Origin of the sequence: Kribbella sp. NPDC050124 (assembly GCF_044460355.1) — a bacterium.
Lineage (GTDB): Bacteria > Actinomycetota > Actinomycetes > Propionibacteriales > Kribbellaceae > Kribbella.
Window position 1 is genome coordinate 32,628 of the sequence record NZ_JBITJU010000035.1, and the last position, 19,336, is coordinate 51,963.

Sequence of the window (19,336 nt, forward strand, 5' to 3'; positions counted from 1 at the left end):
GATGATCCTGCGCCTGATCGAACGGACCGCGGTGCTCGTGGTCAGTCTCGCGGTCAGTTCGGTTCTGGTGTTCGCGTTCATGGCCGTGCTGCCCGGCGACCCGGCGCGGGTCGCGCTCGGCGTGAACGCGACCGACGAGGCGGTCGCGGAGCTCCGCCGTCAGTTCGGCCTGGACCGGCCGCTGCCGACGCAGTACTTCGACTGGATCGGTGGGCTGTTCCGGGGTGACTTCGGGACGTCGTACGTGTCGAAGGCCGAGATCGGGCCGCAGATCATCGACCGGTTCCAGGTGACGCTGTGGCTGGTCCTGGCCGGCATGCTCGTCGCGCTGCTCGTCGCGGTGCCTGCCGGGACGATCATGGCCGCGCGGCACCGCAAGGTCTCCGGTCTGGCGCTGTCCGCGGTATCGCAGTTGGGCGTCGCCGTACCTGCGTTCCTGGCCGGCATCTTGCTGATCATGGTGTTCGCCGTGAAGCTCGGCTGGCTGCCTGCGAACGGCTGGACGCCACCGGCCCAGGATCCGAGCATGTTCATGCGGCAACTGATCCTGCCGGCGTTGGCGCTCGGCTTGGTACAAGGCGCCGTACTGACTCGGTACGTGCGCAGTTCGGTGCTCGACGTACTGCGTGAGGACTACCTGCGGACTGCCCGTGCCAAAGGGCTGCGACCGTTCCCGGCGTTGTGGCGGCATGGGCTCCGGAACGCCGCCGTCCCGGTCGTCACGGTGCTCGGTCTTCAGCTCGCGACCCTGCTGATCGGCGCGGTCGTGGTGGAGCGGGTGTTCGTCATCCCCGGGCTCGGCAGCCTGCTGCTGGACGGGGTGTCGAACCGCGACCTGCTCGTGGTGCAGGACGTCGTGATGGTGCTGGTGATCGCCGTACTCGTGGTGAACTTCCTGGTCGATCTGCTGTACGTCGCCCTGGACCCGAGACTGAGGGTGGGGTCGCGATGAGGCGGTTGAACCCGAGCCTGATCGCCGGCGGCGTGATCGTCGGGCTGATCGTGGTGATGGCGCTGGTGTCGTTCGTCTGGACGCCGTACGACGCCATCCTCGTCGATCCCGCGGTCCGGCTGGCCAAGCCGTCGTGGGAGCACTGGTTCGGGACCGACAAGTTCGGCCGGGACGTGTTCAGCCAGATCATGGTCGGGTCGCGGACCACGCTGTTCGTCGGGGTGGTCGCGGTCGGGGTGGCCGCGGTGATCGGCGTGCCGCTGGGGATCCTGGCCGCGATGTCCAAGCGCTGGCCGAGCGAGTTCATCATGCGGACCAACGACCTGCTGCTCGCGTTCCCGGCGTTGCTGCTGGCGATCATGTTCGGCGCGGTGTTCGGGTCCAGCACGCTGACGGCGATGATCGCGATCGGGATCGCGACGGTGCCGAGCTTCGCCCGGGTGATCCGGAGCGGGGCGTTGCAGGTGATGCGGACCGAGTACGTGCTGGCGGCGCGCGCGGCGGGGCGGCAGCCGTTCCCGATCGCGGTCCGGCATGTGCTGCCGAACGTGAGCAGCCTGATCACCGTGCAGGCGTCGGTGTCGTTCGCGATCGCCGTGCTGGCCGAGGCGGCGCTGTCGTTCCTCGGCTACGGGACACCGCCGCCGACGCCGTCGTGGGGCCGGATGCTGCAGGAGAGCCAGGAGTTCCTGTTCACCGCGCCGCGGCTGGCGATCTTCCCGGGGGTGGCAATCGCGATCGCCGTCCTGGGGTTCAACCTGCTCGGCGACGGGCTGCGGGACCGGTTCGACCCGAAGCTGGAGGACCGGCGATGAACGAGCGGAGCGAGTTCATAATCAAGCACAGCACGCCTCGAGCCTCATCCGCGCCCGGAGCGAAGCGAGGACGCGGATGAGCAACGTACTGAGTGTTCGCGGGCTGACCGTGACCGTGCGGGACAAGACGTTGGTCTCGGACGTCGACCTGACCGTCGGACCGGGGGAGCGGGTCGGGCTGATCGGCGAGTCCGGATCGGGGAAGTCGCTGACCGCGTTGAGTCTGCTCGGTCTGCTGCCTGAGGACGTGATCGCGGCCGGGTCGGTGCGGGTGACCGGAGTCGACCACGAGCTGATCGGCGCGGACGAGCGCCGGATGTCGCGGGTCCGCGGCCGGCAGTTGGCGATGGTGTTCCAGGAGCCGATGACCGCGCTCAACCCGACGATGCGGATCGGCGACCAGATCGCCGAAGGCATGCTCATCCACCGGACGCGGTCGGGCCGGGGCTCGGCCCGGGAAGCCGCGGCCGAGTTGCTCGAGCGGGTCCAGTTGCCGACCGACACGATGCGTGCGTACCCGCACCAGCTGTCCGGCGGCCAACGGCAACGGGTCGTGCTGGCCCTCGCCCTCGCCAACGATCCCGCCCTGCTGATCTGCGACGAGCCGACCACCGCACTCGATGTCACGGTGCAGGCACTCGTCCTCGACCTGATCGTCAAGGGTGTGGTCGCCCGCGAGGCGGCCTTGCTGTTCATCACCCACGACCTCGCCGTCGTCGCGACCGTCTGCGAACGCGTCCTGGTCATGTACGGCGGCCGCGTCGTCGAGTCCGGCCCGGTCGGTGAGGTGTTCACGCGGCCGCGACACCGGTACACCGAAGGACTGCTCGCGGCCTCGGACCTGGAGACGACGGATCGGCGGCTGACCACGATCCCGGGCAACGTGCCGTCGGCCGGCCAGTTCCCGTCCGGCTGCGTGTTCCGGACCCGCTGCCGGCACGCGACCGAGGTCTGCGCGACCACACCGGCCTGGAGCGGCTCCGAGTCGACCGGCTTCGCCTGCCACCACCCCGCGGAGGTCGCGCATCATGTCTGAGCCCGCCATTCAGCTGATCGATGTCGTGCGCAACTACACCCGTCCGCGGACGTCGCTGGTGCACGCGGCGCCGGTCGTCCACGCCCTGCGCGGAGTGAATCTCGAGGTCAAGCAGGGCGAACGCTTCGGCATCGTCGGCGAGTCGGGCTGCGGCAAGTCGACGCTGCTCCGGATCATCGCGGCCCTCGACCAGGCCACGTCCGGCCATGTCATCGTCGAGGGCACCGACATCACGCGGCTGCCGGAGCGCCGGCTGCGGTTCCTCCGCGAGAACCTGCAGCTCGTCTTCCAGGACCCGATGAGCTCGCTCGACCCGCGGATGCGCGTCCGCGACATCATCGCCGAACCGCTTGTCGTCCAAGGGCATCCGGCCTCCGGGCAGCGCGTCCGCGAGTTGCTCGAAGCGGTCGGGCTGTCGGCAGACGCGGGCGACCGGTATCCGCACCAGTTCTCCGGCGGCCAGCGGCAACGCATCTCGATCGCCCGCGCCCTCGCCCCGCGACCGCGGATCCTGATCGCGGACGAGCCGGTCAGCGCGCTCGACGTGTCGGTCCGGGCGCAGGTGCTGAACCTGATCTCCGATCTCGTCGACGAGCTGAACCTGACTCTGGTGTTCGTCTCCCATGACCTGTCGGTGGTCAAGCACGTCTGCGACCGGGTCGCCGTGATGAACGCCGGCCAGATCGTCGAGACCGGCTTCACCGGCGACGTGTACGCGGCACCGCAGCACCCCTACACCCAGCGTCTCGTCTCGGCGATCCCGACGCTGCACCGGGCGCTGGCCGGAGCCACCACCACCGACCTCCTCGCAGCGAAGGGAGCATCCGGATGAAGTACCCAGCCGGCCTGCCGATCGGACAGACCTGGGTCGAGGCCCCCGCCACCGAGCCGGTGATCTTCCCGTACGACGGTTCGACGGTGACGGATGCCCCCGTCGGAGACGTGGACCTGGCGAGGCAGGCGCTCGACCACGCGCTCGCCGTACGGGATGAGGTTGGCCGGCTTCCGTCGTACGTGCGGCGGAATGCCTTGCAGAGCGTGCATGCGGCCATCTCGTCCGAGCGTGATGCGTTCGTCGACCTGCTCGTGCTGGAGACCGGGAAGCCGCTGGTCGACTGCCGGGTCGAGGTCGACCGAACTCTGCTGACGCTCGAGACCTCGGCCGAGGAGGTCGCGCGGTTGCACGGCGAGACCGTGCCATTGGACCTGTTGCCGAGTGGGGACGGGCTGGTCGGGTTCTGGGTCCGGAAGCCGATCGGCGTGGTCGTCGGCATCACCGGGTTCAACTATCCGCTGCTGCTGGCGTCGCACAAGATCGCGCCCGCGCTGGCGGCCGGGTGCCCGGTGATCGTGAAACCGGCGCCGCAGACTCCGCTCGCGACGCTGTGGTTGGTGCATCTCATGCGGTCGGCCCTGCTGGAAGCGGGTGGGCCGGAGGCCGCCGTACAGCTGGTCACCGGGGGAGCCGAGGTCGGTGCTGCGCTGACGACGGATCGCCGGATCGGGGCGGTGTCGTTCACGGGATCCGCGGCGGTTGGGCACCGGATCGCCCGGGACGCGGCGCCGACTAAGGTGCTGCTCGAGCTCGGGTCGAACTCGGCGCTGATCGTGGCCGAGGACGCCGATCTCGACGCGGCTGCGGACGCGATCATCCGTGGTGGGTACTACGCGTCCGGGCAGGCCTGCATCTCGGTACAGCGGGTCGTCGCCGTCGAGAGCGTTCGCTCCGCGCTGCTGGAGAAGTTGGACGAGCGGCTGCCGTCGGTGGTGGTCGGCGATCCGCGCGACCCGGCTACGCGGGTGTCGGCGCTGATCGATCCGAAGTCGACGGCGCGGGTGCGCACGTGGGTGGACGAGTCGGTCGCGGCGGGCGCCAAGGTCGCGTTTGCCGCGTCGGCGGACCTGGGTCCGACGGTGCTGACCGACGTACCGGATGGTCAGTTGGCCTGGGACGAGGAGATCTTCGGGCCGGTGATCGCCGTACGGTCGGTGCCCGATCTGGAGACCGCGTTCGCCACGGTCAACGCGTCTCGTTATGGACTGCACGCGAGTGTGTTCACGTCCTCGCTGGACACTGCGTTCACCGCGATCGACCGGCTCGACGTGGGCGGGGTCGTGGTCAACGAGGTGCCTGGCTTCCGGTCCGACGTGATGCCGTACGGCGGTGTGAAGGACTCCGGGATCGGCCGGGAAGGACCGCGGTTCGCGATCGAGGAACTGACCACGACCCGGATGGCGATCATCCGCCCGAGGCCCTGACATGGATTACACGAACCTCTTCCGTCTGGACGGCAAGCATGCGCTGGTGATCGGCGCGGGCAGCGGCATCGGCCGGGAGAGCGCGCTCGCGTTGGCCGCGCACGGTGCTCGCGTGACCTGCGCCGACCGCGATCTCGCCGCCGCGAAGGAGACGGCGGCGCAGGGTGACCACCTGATGTCCTACGAGCTCGACGTACTGGACGACTCGGCTCTGCTGCGTGCCGCGGATGAGCTCGAGCCGGTCGACGTACTGGTGTTCACCGCGGCGACCAACGTGCGGAAGCGGATCCTCGACTACACCGGGGAGGAGTTCGACCGGGTGGTGTCGCTCAACCTGCGGGCGTCTTTCCTGCTGATCCGTGCCTTCGGCAAGCAGATGGCCGAACGGGGGAGCGGCAGCATCATCGGGTTCAGCTCCATCCGCGGTACGACGGTGGAGCCCGGCCAGTCGGTGTACGCGGCCACGAAGGCCGGGCTGGTCCAGATGCTGCGGACCGCGGCCGCCGAGCTCGGCCCGAACGGCGTCCGTGTGAACGCGATCGCCCCCGGCGTCGTCGAGACCCCGCTCACCGCGCAGATCAAGGCGAACCCGGCCTGGTACGACGCCTACGCGCAAAAGGGCGCGCTTGGTCGCTGGGCCCGCCCGGACGAGCTCGCCGGCGCGGTCGTCTACCTCGCCTCCGACGCCGCCAGCTTCGTCACCGGCAGCGTGATCGCGGTCGACGGCGGCTGGACCGCGGTCGACGGCCGCTTCGACCCACCCAACTAGTCGTTTGGAGCTTGGATGAGCCTCGCCGATCTGACCGCGACCGAGCTGGTGTCGAGGTACCGCGACGGGTCGCTGTCACCCGTCGAGGTGATCGAGGACGTGCTCGCGCGGGTCGAGGAGCTCGAGCCACAGGTCTGTGCTCTCTACGCGCCTGATCCGATCGGCGCCCGCGAGGCCGCGCTGGCTTCGCAGCGTCGCTGGTCCGACGGGTCGGCCGGCGTGCTGGACGGTGTGCCGGTGACGGTCAAGGAGAACATCGCCACCCGCGGTACGCCGGTCCCGCAAGGCACCGCGGCCACCGACCTCGTCCCGGCTGCCGAAGACGCGCCGGCCGCGGCCCGGTTGCGCGAGGCCGGTGCGGTGATCTTCAGCAAGACCACGATGCCGGAGTACGGGATGCTGTCGTCCGGTGTCTCGACGTTCCATCACCTGACGCGCAATCCGTGGGATCTGTCGAAGACGGCCGGCGGTTCGAGTGCGGGGGCTGCTGCGGCTGCGGCAGCCGGGTACGGTCCGCTGCACATCGGCACCGACATCGGCGGCTCGATCCGGTTGCCGGCTGGCTGGTGTGGTGTCGTCGGCATCAAGCCGACGCATGGGCGTGTGGCGGTCGGCAACCCTTACCCGGGGCGTGCGATCGGCCCACTCGCGCGTACGGCGGCGGACGCTTCGCTCGCGTTGACGGTGATGTCGGGGTACGACCCGCGGGACTACACGTCGTTTCCGTCGGTGGTCGGCTCGGACGAGCCGGCGGTCGAGGGGCTCCGCGTGGGCCTGCTGCTGGACGCCGGCGTCGGGCTGCCGGTCGATCCTGAAGTGCGGACAGCTGTCTCGTCGGCGGCCGCCATACTGGAGAAGGGCGGGGCTGTCGTCGAGCTGATCGACCCGATCATCACCCGCGAGATGCTCGACGGGCTGGACAGGTTCTGGCGGGTGCGGTCGGCGGTGGACATCGCCGCGCTGCCCGAGGAGCGGCGGGCCAAGGTGCTGCCCGAGATTCGGTCCTGGGTGTCGACGGCGGGTGACCTGTCCGGGTTCGACGTGTTCCACGGGTACAGCCAGATGGGTGCGATGGCGGCAGCGGTGACCGCGGTGTTCCGGTCGTACGACGTGATCCTGTCGCCGGTCGCCCCGATCACGGCGTTCCCGGCGGAGTTGGCATACCCGACCGACGATCCGTCGAAGCCATTCGAGCACATCGGGTTCACGGTGCCGTACAACATGTCCGCGCACCCGGCGACCACGGTGAACGTCGGGTGGTCGGCGTCGGGGCTTCCGATCGGGGCGCAGCTCGCCGTACCGCATCATCAGGATCTGACCGCGCTGGCGTTGGCGGCGTACCTGGACAGTCAGCAGGGCGAGCGGCGAGACTGGCCGACGGGGTCTGATGGACAGCTACGACGAGGTGACGACACCCCACGCTGACCAGTTACAGCGCGGGTTGATCTCGCACTGCTACCGGATGCTGGGCTCCATCACCGAAGCCCAAGCCGTTGCCGCGCGGTCGTCTGACCTGGCGGGCGCGACGGTTGCGTGTCTGTCCCAGGCCGGCGAGCGCCCGTTGCCGACCGACCTGGTCGCCGCAAGCGACGACCCCGAGGGGGAGCTGCACCAACTCCCGGAAGTGCTGTGGCTCGAGCCCATCCCCGATGGTTTGACCGACGGCCGTCCGATCGGTCTGGACCTCGTCGCCGCCCTCCAACGCCTCCCCGTGCGGGAGCGCGCCGCCCTGATCCTGACCGACATCGAGGGCTGGTCACCTTCGGAGATCTCGGCCGCGGTCGGGTTGTTGCCCGCCGACCTCGCCCGGGCTCGCTCCGCCTTCAACCCCGCGCCCGCGCACTCGTTGACCGACGCCGGCTTGCTGGCCGCCTATCAGGCTGCCTTCGAGGAGTACGACGTACCGGCCATCACCGGCTTCTTCACCGACGACACGATCTGGGAGATGCCGCCGTTCACCTCCTGGTTCCGCGGCGCCCGCAACATCGGGCGGCTCATCTCCACCCACTGCCCCGCCAAGGGCCCCGGCGACCAGCTCCTCGTCCCCCTGAAAGCCAACGGCCAACCCGGCTTCGCCGTCTACATGCGCGACCCCACCGACAACCTCCACCGCGCCTTCCAGCTCCAGGTCCTCACCCTCACCGCCACCGGCATCATCCACGCCATAGCCTTCTTCGACCTGACCCTCTTCGAAACCTTCAACCTCCCCGACCTCCTCACCACCCTCCCCAAAACCCACCAGGAAGCCACCCCAACCCTGCACATAGGAAGAGCCGGCAAACACCACGAATGAGGGTGGTTGCCGGCTCGGGTAGCGCGTCGAGGTCAGTAGTCGCCGTAGACCTGGACCTTGGTGCTCGCTCCTACAACCCCTGCTCTGTTGGGTTAGTAGTCGCCGTAGACCTGGACCTTGGTGCCGATGGGGGTTTCTTTGAAGATCTGGGTGATTTCGGGGCGGGTTACGCGGACGCAACTGTGGCTGGCGGGGTAGGTCTTGACGAGGGAGTTGGCGCGGGAGCCGTGCAGGGCGATGCCGGGGCGGTCGCGGAGGAAGTAGAGGGAGTCGTACATGTAGGCCTCCGGGTAGAGGCTGCTCTCGTGGGCGCCGGCCCACTTGCGCCAGACCTTGCCGGTGCGGTTGGGGGTTTCGTAGCCGGGGGCGCCGGTCGAGACCCAGACGATCCGCTTGTAGGCCTTCCCAACGATCTGGTACGCGACCTGGCAGGTCTTGTTCACGTAGATCCCGGGCTCGCGCGTCGGCGCCGGCTTGCTCGTTGCGTTGAGCACCGAATACGCGTCGGCCAGCGTCAGCCCCTTGCGGCTCACCGGCATCCCATTCGTCTCGCGCCACGCACACAGTGCCTGCTTGGCCCGCGCGGTGATGTCACCGTCCACATCACCCACCGGGTATCCGAGCTTGTCCAGTTGCCGCTCGACCCGCAGCGCGTAGTACTGCGGCTTCTGCTTCACCTGGGGCTTCGGCGTCGCGGTCGTCGGCTTGGCGGTTGGTGTGGCGGACGGCGTGGCGCTCGGCGTGGACGGCGTACTGGATGGTGCGTTGCTGGAAGGGGTGTCCGACGGACTCGACTCGCTCGCGGCCACGTCGGAACAGCCGACGAGAACGAACGACAGTACGACGGCACCGGCAACGAGACCACGTCGACGAGACACGATTTCCCCTCTCCCTCAGCATTGTCAGAGTCGCAGAACCGCGCTGCTCGAGCCTGCAACGAAACGCCGAGACTAGTGCTCCGAGGGTTCCCCAGACGTGCCGTCGCCCGCGCCCGTCACCGAACCGTTGCCGACGACGGGGCGCGGGTCGTCCCGCAACCTGGTGTACCAGTACCCGTTCCGGCATTTTCCAGCCCGGAACAGTCGTTGCCTTCCGCTCCTAATGGCGGAGGTACGGCGGACTACAGACCCAGGTCGCGGAGGAACGAGGGCTTGTAGGCCTGCATGACGACGTACCGGGGATCCGGGACCTCCATGCCGGCGTTCTTGGCCGCGTCGTCGTCGGCGTCGTGCTCGCCGACCGGGACGTTCGGGTCGGTCCAGTCCTGCTCGGCCGCGTTCCACCGGGTGATCGTGTACTCGGCGGAGAGCTTGTCGTCGGCGACGAGGTCCTTGACCGTCCGCTCGGCCTCCTGGGCGTCCTCGAGGGTGTGCGTGTACAGCAGCATCCGGTTCCCGTCCCGGGTGACGGTCACCTGCCTGCCGAGCCGCTTGCGCGCGTCGTCGTCCAGATCCAGCGCCCGCAACCGCTCCCAGAACGACAGTCCGTGCTCATCGCTCCCGAGCTCGACCTCAACCCGAAACTCCTCATCCGCCATACCTCTCACCCTACCGACCACACCGCCCCACCGTCCCGCCCGGTCGCCACCCACCCGCCCATCTCGTACTGGGGAGTTCTGCTGGCTGTTCTGGGTGCATCGTGCTCCCCGAGTCTCCCGGGTCGAGAGGAGCGAGGGGAGAATGGAGGTTTTTCGATCGACTACAGTTCTTAGTCATGGAGCTGAGGCATCTGGAGCACTTCGTCGCGGTGGCCGAGCAGAAGCACTTCACCCGGGCCGCCGAGGCGATGTCGATCTCGCAGTCCGGCCTGTCCGCCTCGATCCGCGCCCTCGAGCGTGAACTCCGCGCCTCGCTCTTCGTCCGCAACACCCGCAGCGTCGAGCTCACCGAGGCCGGTCGCGCGCTGCTGTGCGAGGGACGCCGTGCCCTCGCCGCCGCCGAGGCCGCCAAGGACGCGGTCGCCGCGGTCCAGGGGCTGCTGCGCGGTCACCTCACCGTCGGGCTCGAGCAGTGCCTCGGCGTGGTCGACGTACCGGCGCTGCTCGCCAAGTTCCGCTCCGCCTACCCGGGCGTGGAGATCGAGGTTCGCCAAGGCGGCTCCACCCCGATGCTCGACGAACTCGCCTCCGGCCGTCTCGACCTCGCCTTCGTCGCGACCGCCGGTGACCCGGTCGACGGACTCGATCTGCGGCCGCTGTCCAAGGAGTCGATGGTCCTCGTCTGCGCTCCTGACCACCGGCTCGCCAAGGCGACCGCGGTCTCCCTGGCGGACCTCGCGGGCGAGTCCTTCGTCGACTTCGACCCGACCTGGGGCGCCCGCGCCATCTCTGACCGTGCCTTCGCCACCGCCGGTGTCGCTCACCCCGTGACCATCGAGGTGAACGACGTACACACCCTGCTCGCCCTGGTCGCCCACAACCTCGGCGTGGCCCTCGTCCCCGAACGCATCTCCGCCAAGCGCGGCGACCACGCCACCGTCCCCCTGGTCCCCGGCAGCGCCTCCGACTGGCAAGTCTCAGTAGCCGTCCCCACCAGCCCCTCCGCCTCCCTAGCCGCCGACGCCCTCATCGGCATGCTCCCCACTACGGCCGTCCACGCCTGACTCGTGACTGCGGTGGCCCGCGGTGCCACGTGACGCCCTGGGCGAGATCGCTTCGGCATCACGCGACCTGGCCGCAGCAGGTGCTCACGCGTACTGCAGGTTGGCGACCCTGATCCTGCCGTCGCTCACCGTGAAGTCGTAGTGGGCGCGCCAGCCGTCTGACCCGGCCGGCGCCCAGTGCACCAGCAGCTTCTGGCCGTCGGGCCGCTGCTCGACTACCTCCAGTACCCGCAACGTCCCGCCGATGACCTCGTTACGGGCCCAGGTGCGGATCGCGTCGTGCCCGGCGATCGTCCGCGACACGTCGACAATCCGTCCATCGGGGTGGAACGCATTCACCAGCCCATCGAGATCGCGCCGCCCGACCGCGTCGACGTACGCCTGCGCCCCCGCCATCACCCCCACCGCCGACGACCCCGCACCAGGCGTCCCCGCACCAGGCGTCCCCGCGCCAGGCGTCCCCGCGCCAGGCGTCCCCGAGGTAGCCGGGCCTGAGGTTGTCGACTGGGGGATTGTCGGCTGGCCGGTTGTTGGATTGTTGGCAATCTGATCGTCGGCAGGCGACGAGCCGCTTCCACACGCAGTCAGCAAAAGGATTGCCGACAATCCGACGATTGCCTTCATCGGGCGTCCTGCAGCAGGGTCGCGCCGACGGGCTCGAGCCGCGCGAGTACGGCGTCGATGCGGGCGAGCGTGTCCGGGTGCAAGGTGATCTCGGCCGCGGCCAGGTTCTCGACGATGTGCGCCGGCGTCCGGCTGCCCGGGATCGGCACGACCGCCGGATCCTGATGCAGCAACCACGCCAACGCCAGCTGACTCCGCGTGATCCCAAGGTCCGCGGCCAGCGCCTGCAGGGCGGCGTACGACTGGTTGTTCGCCTGCAGGCTGTCGGCGTCGAACCGCGGCGCATTGTTCCGGAAGTCGTCGGCAGCCAACGTCTGCACAGTGCCGGTCAGGAACCCGGCCCCCAGCGGACTCCAAGGTACGACGCCAACGCCAAGCTCCCGCGCCACCTCGAGCAGCTCCGGATCCACCGGCCGCCACATCGACCACTCGGTCTGCACGGCAGCGATCGGATGTACGGCAGACGCCCGCCGCAGCTCCTCCGGCGTCACATTCGACACCCCGAGCTGCCGAACCTTGCCGTCAGCAACAAGCTCGGCCATCGCGCCGACCGAGTCCTCGATCGGCACCTGCGGGTCGGGGAAATGCAGGTAGTACAGGTCGATCACGTCGGTCCCGAGGTTCCGCAGGCTGTCCTCGGCGTACGTCCGGATGTACTTCGGCTCCGCGTTCACCAGCAACTCCTCGAACGCGAACCCGACCTTGAGCGGATGACCCTGCTCGCCATCGGCCAACTTGAGCCCGAACTTCGTCGCCAGCGTGATCTCCGAACGCCGGCCGCGGATCGCCCGCCCGACCAGCCGTTCGTTGTGGCTGTGGTCGCCGTACGCGTCACTGGTGTCGATGAACGTCCCGCCGTTGTCGATCGCTGCCTGCAGGGCGGCGACCCCGCGGTCGTCGTCGATCTCGCCGTACATGCCGGGGGAGAGCACCATCGCGCCGAACCCGATCGCCGGCACCTGAAGTTCGCCAAGAGTGCGAAGTGTTGTCATGCTCCCAGCTTTGGTCCGGGGCGGCGGCGTCGTCCAAGACCTGTTGATATAACCATTGGTTATGGACGCCCACCTGCGGGAACTGCGGTACTTCGTCGCCACCGCCGAGGAGCTGACCGTGACAGCCGCGGCTGCCCGGCTGTTCGTCTCGCAGCCCGCGCTGTCCAAGCAATTACGTGCGCTCGAGCGCCGCCTCGGGTTCGACCTGTTCGTCAGGCAGCCCCGTGGCCTCGCCCTGACGAACCAGGGGAGCGCGCTGCTTCCCGTCGTACGCACGATGCTGGAGACCTGGGACCGCGGCTACACCGAGGCTCGCGCACTCAGTCATCCTCAGCAGTTAGTTGTCGGCATGCAGACCGCCGTCGGCCGCGACCTCCAACGGCCCGCCGTCGCCCGCTTCCGCGAACGCGCACCCGGCTGGACGGTGTCCCTCAGACTGGTCGGCTGGGACGACCCCACCGCCGGCCTGGCCGACGGCACCAGCGACGTCGCGTTCCTCTGGCTCCCGCTCGGACTCGACGACATCGCCACCCGAGTCCTCGTCAGCGAACCCCGCTGGGTCGCCCTCCCCGCAGGGCACCCCTTGGCCGACCGCGACGAGATCCCCTTCGCCGACTTGGTGGACGAACCCTTCGTCGCCCTCCCCGCAGCAGCCGGTCCTTTGCGCGACTTCTGGCTCGGCATGGACGCCCGCACCACCCCGCCAACAATCGCCGCCGAAGCCACCGCTGCCGACGAAGTCCTCGAACTGGTCAACGCCGGAGTAGGCGTCGCCCTCATAGCCGAAGGCAACGCCCACCTCTACAAACGCCCAGGCCTGACCTTCCGCCCAATCCCAGACCTCGCCCCCGCCGAGTTGGCCATAGCCTGGCGGCGCAACGACCGCCGCGCCGTCATCCAACTCTTCACCGACTCCATCGAATGACCCGGCTGCGGATCGTGCAGCTGGACGCCGGCTCGGTAGCGTTTCCTCATGGCACGGAAACCCGATCCCCAGGTGCCGGCTGAGATCCTCGAGCAGTTCAAAGAGCTCATCGGCGGCCTGGACTCCAATGATCTGCGCGGACTACTTCCGAAGGTACTGGCCGCCGCTGAGGTGAACACCCGGACACCACCACCGTCTCGGCGGCGCGCACGCCGTGATGACGTGGTCACGTACCGGGTGCGCGTCGATCTCACCGGAACCAAGCCACCGCTGTGGCGGCGCCTGGAGCTCGCCTCCGACATGTTCTTGAACGAGCTCCACGACGTCATTCAGGCCGCGTTCGGCTGGACTGACAGCCACTTGCACGAGTTCGCATCGGGCAAGGACTACTACCACGTCATGGCCGAGCACTACCTTTGCCCCTTCCAGGCCGACGAGGGCGAGACCGGCGTACCCGAGGAGGACGTACGACTCGACGAGGTGCTCGCGAAGCCTGGCAACAAGCTGTTCTACCTGTACGACTTCGGCGACGGCTGGATGCACGTCATCAAGCTCGAATCCGTGCAGCCGCGGGACGATTCCGCTCCTCAGGCTGTCTGCACCGACGGCCGGCGTCCTGGCCCGAGCGAAGACTGCGGCGGGGTGTACGGCTACGAGCTGATCACGGCTGCTCTCGATCCCACCCATCCGGAGCATGCCGAGGCGGTCGTCGAGTACGCGCGGATGTACGGCGACGACGTCGACCCCGGCGAGTACGCGCCCACCCCGTTCGAGCGCGAGGAGATCAACGAGGCACTTGCCCTGCCTGGCGGCAGTGAATCAGAGCCACCCGGGCCGCTCGGCGAACTAGCCGTCGCGTTCCGCTCCATCGCCGCGAGGCGCCGCTTCGAGCAGATGATCGAGGACGCAGAGCTGACCGCCGCTGTTGTGATCGACGCGGAGACGGCGGCGCGGATGGTCTCGCCGTACCGTTGGCTGCTTGATCGCGTCGGGCATGACGGCATCAAGCTGACCAGCGCGGGCTATCTGCCGCCCCACCACGTGGAAGCGGCCATGACCGAACTCGGACTGCACGAAGAATGGATCGGCAAGGGCAATCGCGAGATCCAAACCCTGCCCGTCCTGCACCTGCGGGAAACTGCGCAGGCCATGGGCCTGCTGCGCAAGTACCGCGGAATGCTCGTACTCACACGTCGCGGACGTGCCGTCCGCGACGATCCGGGCGCCCTGTGGTGGCACCTCGCCGAACAGATGCCGCCGACCTCCAAGGACGCCTGCGAAATCCACGCCGGGCTTATTTACCTGGCCAGTGTTGCCTCCCGGGCCGCTGAGGACGACGCGGACGCGACGGTCGCGGAGCTGCTCACCGCGATCGGTTGGGCGAGCATCGATGGAACACCGATGACGCGATGGCTGGCCAATGATGCGGCCTGGGACACCAAAGCCGTCCTACGTCGCCTCGGCGCCCTCGTCGGCGACCCCAGCCACCGCTGGTCCGACAACGCGACACCGGAGGGCGTGATGTTCGCCAGAGCGGCCCTGAGCACCTGGCCTGGCTGACCTGGTCGCTCCGCCCGGCCGCCGTACAGCGCCATCCGTACGGCGGCCAAGTGCGATCTACTACCAGGCGTAGTCCTCAGGGGCGGTTTTGTAGCCCGGGAAGATCTCGTCGAGGCGGGCGAGTGCCTTCTCGTCGAGCTTGATGTCGACCGCGCGTACGGCGGACTCCAGCTGCTCCATCGTCCGCGGCCCGACGATCGGCCCGGTCACGCCCGGCTGGTGCAGCAGCCAAGCCAACGCGACCTCGCCCGGCTCGTGTCCGAGCTCGTCGGCGAACGCCTCGTACTGCTCGATCTGCGGACGCAGCTTCTCCAGCGTCTCCTTGGCCCGGCCCTCCAGCCGCCGTACGCCCTCGTTCTCCTTCCGGATCACGCCACCGAGCAGACCACCGTGCAGCGGCGACCACGGGATCACGCCGAGTCCGCAATGCTCAGCGGCCGGCAGGACCTCGCGCTCCAGGTCGCGCACGATCAGGTTGTACAGCGACTGCTCACTCACCAGACCGGTGAAGTTCCGCTTCTCCGCCGCGGCCTGCGCCTGCGCGATGTGCCATCCGGCGAAGTTGCTGGACCCGGCGTACAGGATCTTCCCCTGCTGTACGGCGACCTCGATCGCCTGCCAGATCTCCTCCCACGGAGTCGCCCGGTCGATGTGGTGGAACTGGTACAGATCCACGTAGTCCGTCTGCAGCCGCTTCAAGCTCGCGTCGAGCGCCCGGCGGATGTTGAGCGCGGACAACTTGCTCGTGTTCGGCCAGTCCGCACCCATGTCGCCGTACACCTTGGTGGCGAGCACCGTCTTCTCACGGTTCCCGGGATCCTTCGCGAACCACTCCCCGATGATCTCCTCCGTCCGCCCCGGGTAGATAGCCCGCCCATACCCATTGGCCGTATCAAAGAAGTTGATCCCCCGCTCATGCGCCGCATCCATGATCGCGTGCGCATCCCCCACCTCGGTATGAGGCCCAAAGTTCATAGTCCCCAACACGATCCGACTGACACTCAGCCCCGTCCGCCCAAGATAAGTAAAGTCCATGCTCTCCACCCTCGCGCGCGCCAGCCGCCAGTTCCAACAGGAAGATCAGGTCAGTCTGATCACCTCAGCTTCTGACCGACCTGCAGCGCTGCCGGCGTGACGGGCGCGGTGTCCGGTAGTGCTTGAGGCGGGTGTCGCGCTAGTGCGTGGATCTCCGTACTTGGACATGCTCAGAAAGTAGTTGAGCTGCTGGCCGGCGGGCGTCCGCGATCGGAGGCTTGGCAAGCGCTAGGCTCTGCGTGATCGATCCCCGGGCAGAGTGGAAGCCGTCGGCATGAGTCGCGCCAAGAGCAGGCAGGGCACAGTCCGACTGGTGTGCACCGAGGAGCCCGCCGCCTCCTCGTTTGAACGCTTGCCCGATTTGACTCTGGGATCGCGCGATTTCTACACTCGAACAAATGTTCGACTCCCTGGGGAGGTCTGGTGAACCAGCTTCGAGTAGTGGAGATCTGCGCAGGTGCTGGCGGCCAGGCTCTCGGTCTTGAGCGGGCAGGCTTCGAGCATGCGCTGGCTGTCGAGCTTGATGCCATGGCTGCCGCGACTCTCAGGCTCAATCGCCCGGAGTGGGATGTACGCGAGGGCGACGTCGCGGACCCAGCAGTCTGGGATCCCGCTGAATTCGCAGGCGTTGATTTGCTGGCCGGCGGCGTGCCCTGCCCTCCGTTCTCGATCGCAGGCAAGCAGCTTGGCGCCAACGACGAACGAGACCTCTTCGCGTGGGCGGTTGAGCTCTGCGAGGTCATGCGTCCCAGAGCCCTCATGCTTGAGAACGTACGTGGCCTATCCGCCCCACGGTTCTCGGCGTACAGGCAGCACGTTCTCGATCGGCTCAGTGAGCTGGGTTACGTCGCTGACTGGCGCCTTCTGCAGGCCTCTGATTTCAACGTCCCGCAACTGCGTCCTCGTTTCGTACTCGTCGCATTAAGCACCGAGGATGCGCCGTTCTTCAGTTGGCCGGAGACGACCCCAGTTCAACGGTCTGTGGGCGAGGAACTCGTTGATCTCATGGCCTCAAATGGCTGGGAGCACGCCGAGCACTGGTCGACTCGGGCAGACAAGATCGCCCCTACCATCGTCGGAGGCTCGAAGAAGCACGGGGGAGCGGACCTCGGACCCACTCGTGCGAAGCGCGCATGGGCGGAGTTGGGCGTCGATGCGCTCGGTGTCGCCGACGCTCCTCCACCGGCAGGTACGCCGGAGGGCTTCAACCCGAAGCTCACAGTCGAGATGGTTGCCAGGTTGCAAGGCTGGCGCGAAGAGTGGGATTGGCGCTTCGCGGGGCGAAAGACCTCCAGATATCGCCAGGTAGGCAACGCGTTCCCGCCCCCGGTTGCGGAAGCCATCGGCCGGCGGATCATCGCGGCGCTGCAGCACATTGGTGAACCGCGCCTTCAGAGTGAGGCCGTTACTCACGACGAGGTCTATCGCGTTTTGAGGTCAGCCGACAAGCCGCTCAGCATCGATCAGATCCATCGCAAGATCGATGGTGTGCTCACTCGCGACGAGATCGACCTTCGCATCAAGCACCTCATGCGCGACTTCGACATGAACGTCAAGCCGTCCCGATCGAACGAGCTAACCTTCAAGCTAGGCGGGTTCCGCGCGTTCATCGGCCAGGACGATCACATCCGGCACGAGTACCTCGCCCAAATGCGCTCGAAGGTCAGCTAGGCGGCCCGAGACTGAAGCGCCTGTTTCACAAGGTTCATCGCAGTCTCGAGCGACTCATGCTCCCAGATGCGAACGACACTCCAGCCATCGTCCCCGAGAGCAGCATCCGCCAGTCGATCGCGCTCGACGTTCCTTGCAAGCTTCGGCGACCAGTATCCGGAGTTCACAGACGGCTGCCTGCCATGCTCCGGGCAGCAGTGCCAGAAGCATCCGTCAACGAAGACGGCAATCTTGCGCGCCGTGAAGACGATGTCGGGCCGAACGCGCCGTGACGACGTCTGCACGGCCATGTCCTTCCGGAAACGGTAGCCCTCCCGGTGCAGCGCTGAACGAAGCTGCACCTCGGGCTTCGTATCCGTCCGCCGGATAGCCTGCATGTTTCGCGACCGGCCCGCGGTAGTTGGCGTTTCCATCCCAGCGGTGACCGGGCGCCGCCGGGCGGCGTCTTCGCTGCTGTCGCGAGATGTCTGACGCTTCGCCATCGTGCTGCTATGCCTCGGATTCGGTCTGAGCGTCCGCCTCGGTCAAGACTGAGCCGGCGGGAGCCGGAGCCTTCGGCTTCCGGACATCCGGAAGCTTGGGTGCTGGCATCACGATCTCATCATCCTCTCGTGCGAGGCGCCAATGACGGCCGTCGAGTTCAACGCTAAAAGGTGCATCCGGCGCGGACGGCACGACCTTGAAGCTGACGACCTCGCCAGGTTCGGGCACCACGACTCCAAGGCGCCGCGCAACGGATCGATGCGCCTCGTAGTCTCCGCCAGGAATCAGGTAACCCTCCTTCCTGAGCGTTGTGCGGGCACCGTTGCCGTTGTCCCGCAGCCTCGCCATGTAGTCGTCCTGTTGGGCGAGCGTGGCGATCGTGTTCCTGCCGATCCGCTTCTCCGTGACCTTCCTGAGGAGCTCCGTCACACGACGTTGGCCAGACCGCGGCGCTAGCACCTTCGCCAGCGTGGCTGGGTGCAGACCAAGAAGAACATTCGGAGGTAGGTCCGCCTCGTAGTGCAGCCACTCGATCTGCTCGCGGCCCTTGGCGCTGAGCTGGGTCTTCCCATCGCGGTTGGCGCTGACCCTGCGGTTGGCTTCAGACGCTCTGACAACGCCGAGGCTCCAGGTCCCACGCTGATCGTCAGCCCAAGCCACCAGCAGCAGATGCCCGAAGCTCTCAGGCGGCAACATCCACCCACCAAAGCTCTGCGAGAACTTACAGTCGACATCGTGCCCGCTGATCAGGTAGTCGAGAGGCCGACCCTCGGCAGTGTCGTCAATGACATCATCGAACTCGCGCCTCAGGTTGATCTCAAGCAGAGTTCCATAGTGCGTCTTCTCCGTCTTAAACAACTGATCCCACCGAAACCGCCCAGTGTGCTGCCCGTCATACAACTGGTCATACGTCGCCCTGAAGACAGCAGCCGCACGCTTGCCCTCCGGGTCCGCACGTCTGAACGACTCCACCACCTGGTCCCGCTCAGGGTCGGGATCCGGTTCACTCAGTGGCATTCCAGGTAGCTGCACATCAGTCACGCTAGTGAACCATAGATGGTCGATCTGATTTGGTGTGCAGCAATGTCGCGTTGATGGTTTCCGGAGCGTCGGCCGGTCGGCCCGATGTCGCTGTCGCAATCGACCTGTCTCAGCCCCCCAATCGCCTCGATAGTTCATCGATCAGGCGCAACTGTTCCCTGGCCATTGGGGGCCAAAGCGTCGAGGGTCGAGCCTCGACCGGGTGGATGGGGCGAGGTTGGAGAATGACTGTTCACCAGGCAATGGCCACGAACGGCGCTGCGCGGCGTCCGGTCCAGAC

19 protein-coding genes are annotated in these 19,336 nt (G+C 67.6%); 12 read left to right on the plus strand and 7 right to left on the minus strand.

Annotation, left to right across the window (positions count from 1 at the left end; translation table 11 throughout):
• The first annotated feature begins 1 nt into the window (after position 1).
• From ACIBL3_RS43170 to ACIBL3_RS43205, 8 genes are all read left to right on the plus strand, one after another.
• Positions 2-952 carry an ABC transporter permease gene (locus ACIBL3_RS43170; protein ID WP_396359820.1) on the plus strand — a complete coding sequence of 317 codons (951 nt, stop codon included), beginning with the start codon at positions 2-4 and terminating at the stop codon, positions 950-952.
• Positions 949-1,767, plus strand: coding sequence for an ABC transporter permease (locus ACIBL3_RS43175; protein WP_396359821.1), 819 nt, complete (start codon positions 949-951; stop codon positions 1,765-1,767). The genes ACIBL3_RS43170 and ACIBL3_RS43175 overlap by 4 nt, the downstream gene beginning before the upstream one ends.
• 76 nt (positions 1,768-1,843) lie before the next feature.
• A complete protein-coding gene (locus ACIBL3_RS43180; protein WP_396359822.1) occupies positions 1,844-2,803 on the plus strand; it encodes an ABC transporter ATP-binding protein in 960 nt (319 codons plus the stop codon).
• The gene (locus ACIBL3_RS43185) at positions 2,796-3,635 is read left to right on the plus strand and encodes an ATP-binding cassette domain-containing protein (RefSeq protein ID WP_396359823.1); all 840 of its coding nucleotides are present in this window, start codon (positions 2,796-2,798) and stop codon (positions 3,633-3,635) included. The genes ACIBL3_RS43180 and ACIBL3_RS43185 overlap by 8 nt, the downstream gene beginning before the upstream one ends.
• Positions 3,632-5,062, plus strand: coding sequence for an aldehyde dehydrogenase family protein (locus tag ACIBL3_RS43190; protein ID WP_396359824.1), 1,431 nt, complete (start codon positions 3,632-3,634; stop codon positions 5,060-5,062). Before ACIBL3_RS43185 ends, ACIBL3_RS43190 begins: the two co-directional genes overlap by 4 nt.
• A 1-nt stretch (position 5,063) precedes the next feature.
• Complete coding sequence (locus tag ACIBL3_RS43195) at positions 5,064-5,831, plus strand: SDR family NAD(P)-dependent oxidoreductase (protein WP_396359825.1); 768 nt, start codon at positions 5,064-5,066, stop codon at positions 5,829-5,831.
• A gap of 15 nt (positions 5,832-5,846) precedes the next feature.
• Positions 5,847-7,256, plus strand: a complete 1,410-nt coding sequence (locus ACIBL3_RS43200) for an amidase (protein WP_396359826.1) — start codon at positions 5,847-5,849, stop codon at positions 7,254-7,256.
• Positions 7,219-8,124 carry a sigma factor-like helix-turn-helix DNA-binding protein gene (locus ACIBL3_RS43205; RefSeq protein ID WP_396359827.1) on the plus strand — a complete coding sequence of 302 codons (906 nt, stop codon included), beginning with the start codon at positions 7,219-7,221 and terminating at the stop codon, positions 8,122-8,124. The genes ACIBL3_RS43200 and ACIBL3_RS43205 overlap by 38 nt, the downstream gene beginning before the upstream one ends.
• A gap of 92 nt (positions 8,125-8,216) precedes the next feature.
• Here the strand turns inward: ACIBL3_RS43205 and ACIBL3_RS43210 are convergent, their stop codons facing one another.
• The gene (locus tag ACIBL3_RS43210) at positions 8,217-9,002 is read right to left on the minus strand and encodes a L,D-transpeptidase family protein (RefSeq protein WP_396359828.1); all 786 of its coding nucleotides are present in this window, start codon (positions 9,000-9,002) and stop codon (positions 8,217-8,219) included.
• Positions 9,003-9,244: 242 nt separating this feature from the next.
• Complete coding sequence (locus ACIBL3_RS43215) at positions 9,245-9,661, minus strand: hypothetical protein (protein WP_396359829.1); 417 nt, start codon at positions 9,659-9,661, stop codon at positions 9,245-9,247.
• A gap of 176 nt (positions 9,662-9,837) precedes the next feature.
• On the opposite strand from ACIBL3_RS43215, the gene ACIBL3_RS43220 reads away from it, so the two are divergent.
• On the plus strand, positions 9,838-10,725 hold the full coding sequence (locus ACIBL3_RS43220; RefSeq protein WP_396359830.1) for a LysR family transcriptional regulator: 888 nt from the start codon (positions 9,838-9,840) through the stop codon (positions 10,723-10,725).
• A gap of 84 nt (positions 10,726-10,809) precedes the next feature.
• On the opposite strand, the gene ACIBL3_RS43225 is transcribed toward ACIBL3_RS43220, so the two are convergent.
• Both ACIBL3_RS43225 and ACIBL3_RS43230 read right to left on the minus strand, forming a co-directional pair.
• A complete protein-coding gene (locus tag ACIBL3_RS43225) occupies positions 10,810-11,121 on the minus strand; it encodes a nuclear transport factor 2 family protein (protein ID WP_396359831.1) in 312 nt (103 codons plus the stop codon).
• Between the two features lie 224 nt (positions 11,122-11,345).
• Complete coding sequence (locus tag ACIBL3_RS43230) at positions 11,346-12,341, minus strand: aldo/keto reductase (protein ID WP_396359832.1); 996 nt, start codon at positions 12,339-12,341, stop codon at positions 11,346-11,348.
• Positions 12,342-12,402: 61 nt separating this feature from the next.
• Here ACIBL3_RS43230 and ACIBL3_RS43235 point away from each other — a divergent pair, with 61 nt between their 5' ends.
• The gene (locus ACIBL3_RS43235) at positions 12,403-13,266 is read left to right on the plus strand and encodes a LysR family transcriptional regulator (RefSeq protein WP_396359833.1); all 864 of its coding nucleotides are present in this window, start codon (positions 12,403-12,405) and stop codon (positions 13,264-13,266) included.
• 48 nt (positions 13,267-13,314) lie between these two features.
• The gene (locus tag ACIBL3_RS43240) at positions 13,315-14,826 is read left to right on the plus strand and encodes a plasmid pRiA4b ORF-3 family protein (RefSeq protein WP_396359834.1); all 1,512 of its coding nucleotides are present in this window, start codon (positions 13,315-13,317) and stop codon (positions 14,824-14,826) included.
• A 60-nt stretch (positions 14,827-14,886) separates the two neighbouring features.
• On the opposite strand, the gene ACIBL3_RS43245 is transcribed toward ACIBL3_RS43240, so the two are convergent.
• Positions 14,887-15,861, minus strand: coding sequence for an aldo/keto reductase (locus ACIBL3_RS43245; RefSeq protein ID WP_396359835.1), 975 nt, complete (start codon positions 15,859-15,861; stop codon positions 14,887-14,889).
• Between the two features lie 423 nt (positions 15,862-16,284).
• On the opposite strand from ACIBL3_RS43245, the gene ACIBL3_RS43250 reads away from it, so the two are divergent.
• Positions 16,285-17,532, plus strand: a complete 1,248-nt coding sequence (locus tag ACIBL3_RS43250; RefSeq protein WP_396359836.1) for a DNA cytosine methyltransferase — start codon at positions 16,285-16,287, stop codon at positions 17,530-17,532.
• Here the strand turns inward: ACIBL3_RS43250 and ACIBL3_RS43255 are convergent.
• A complete protein-coding gene (locus ACIBL3_RS43255; RefSeq protein ID WP_396359837.1) occupies positions 17,529-18,014 on the minus strand; it encodes a very short patch repair endonuclease in 486 nt (161 codons plus the stop codon). The genes ACIBL3_RS43250 and ACIBL3_RS43255 overlap by 4 nt on opposite strands.
• A 7-nt stretch (positions 18,015-18,021) precedes the next feature.
• Positions 18,022-19,056: a NaeI family type II restriction endonuclease gene (locus ACIBL3_RS43260; protein WP_396359838.1), complete on the minus strand. Its 1,035-nt coding sequence runs from the start codon at positions 19,054-19,056 to the stop codon at positions 18,022-18,024.
• Between the last annotated feature and the right edge of the window lie 280 nt (positions 19,057-19,336).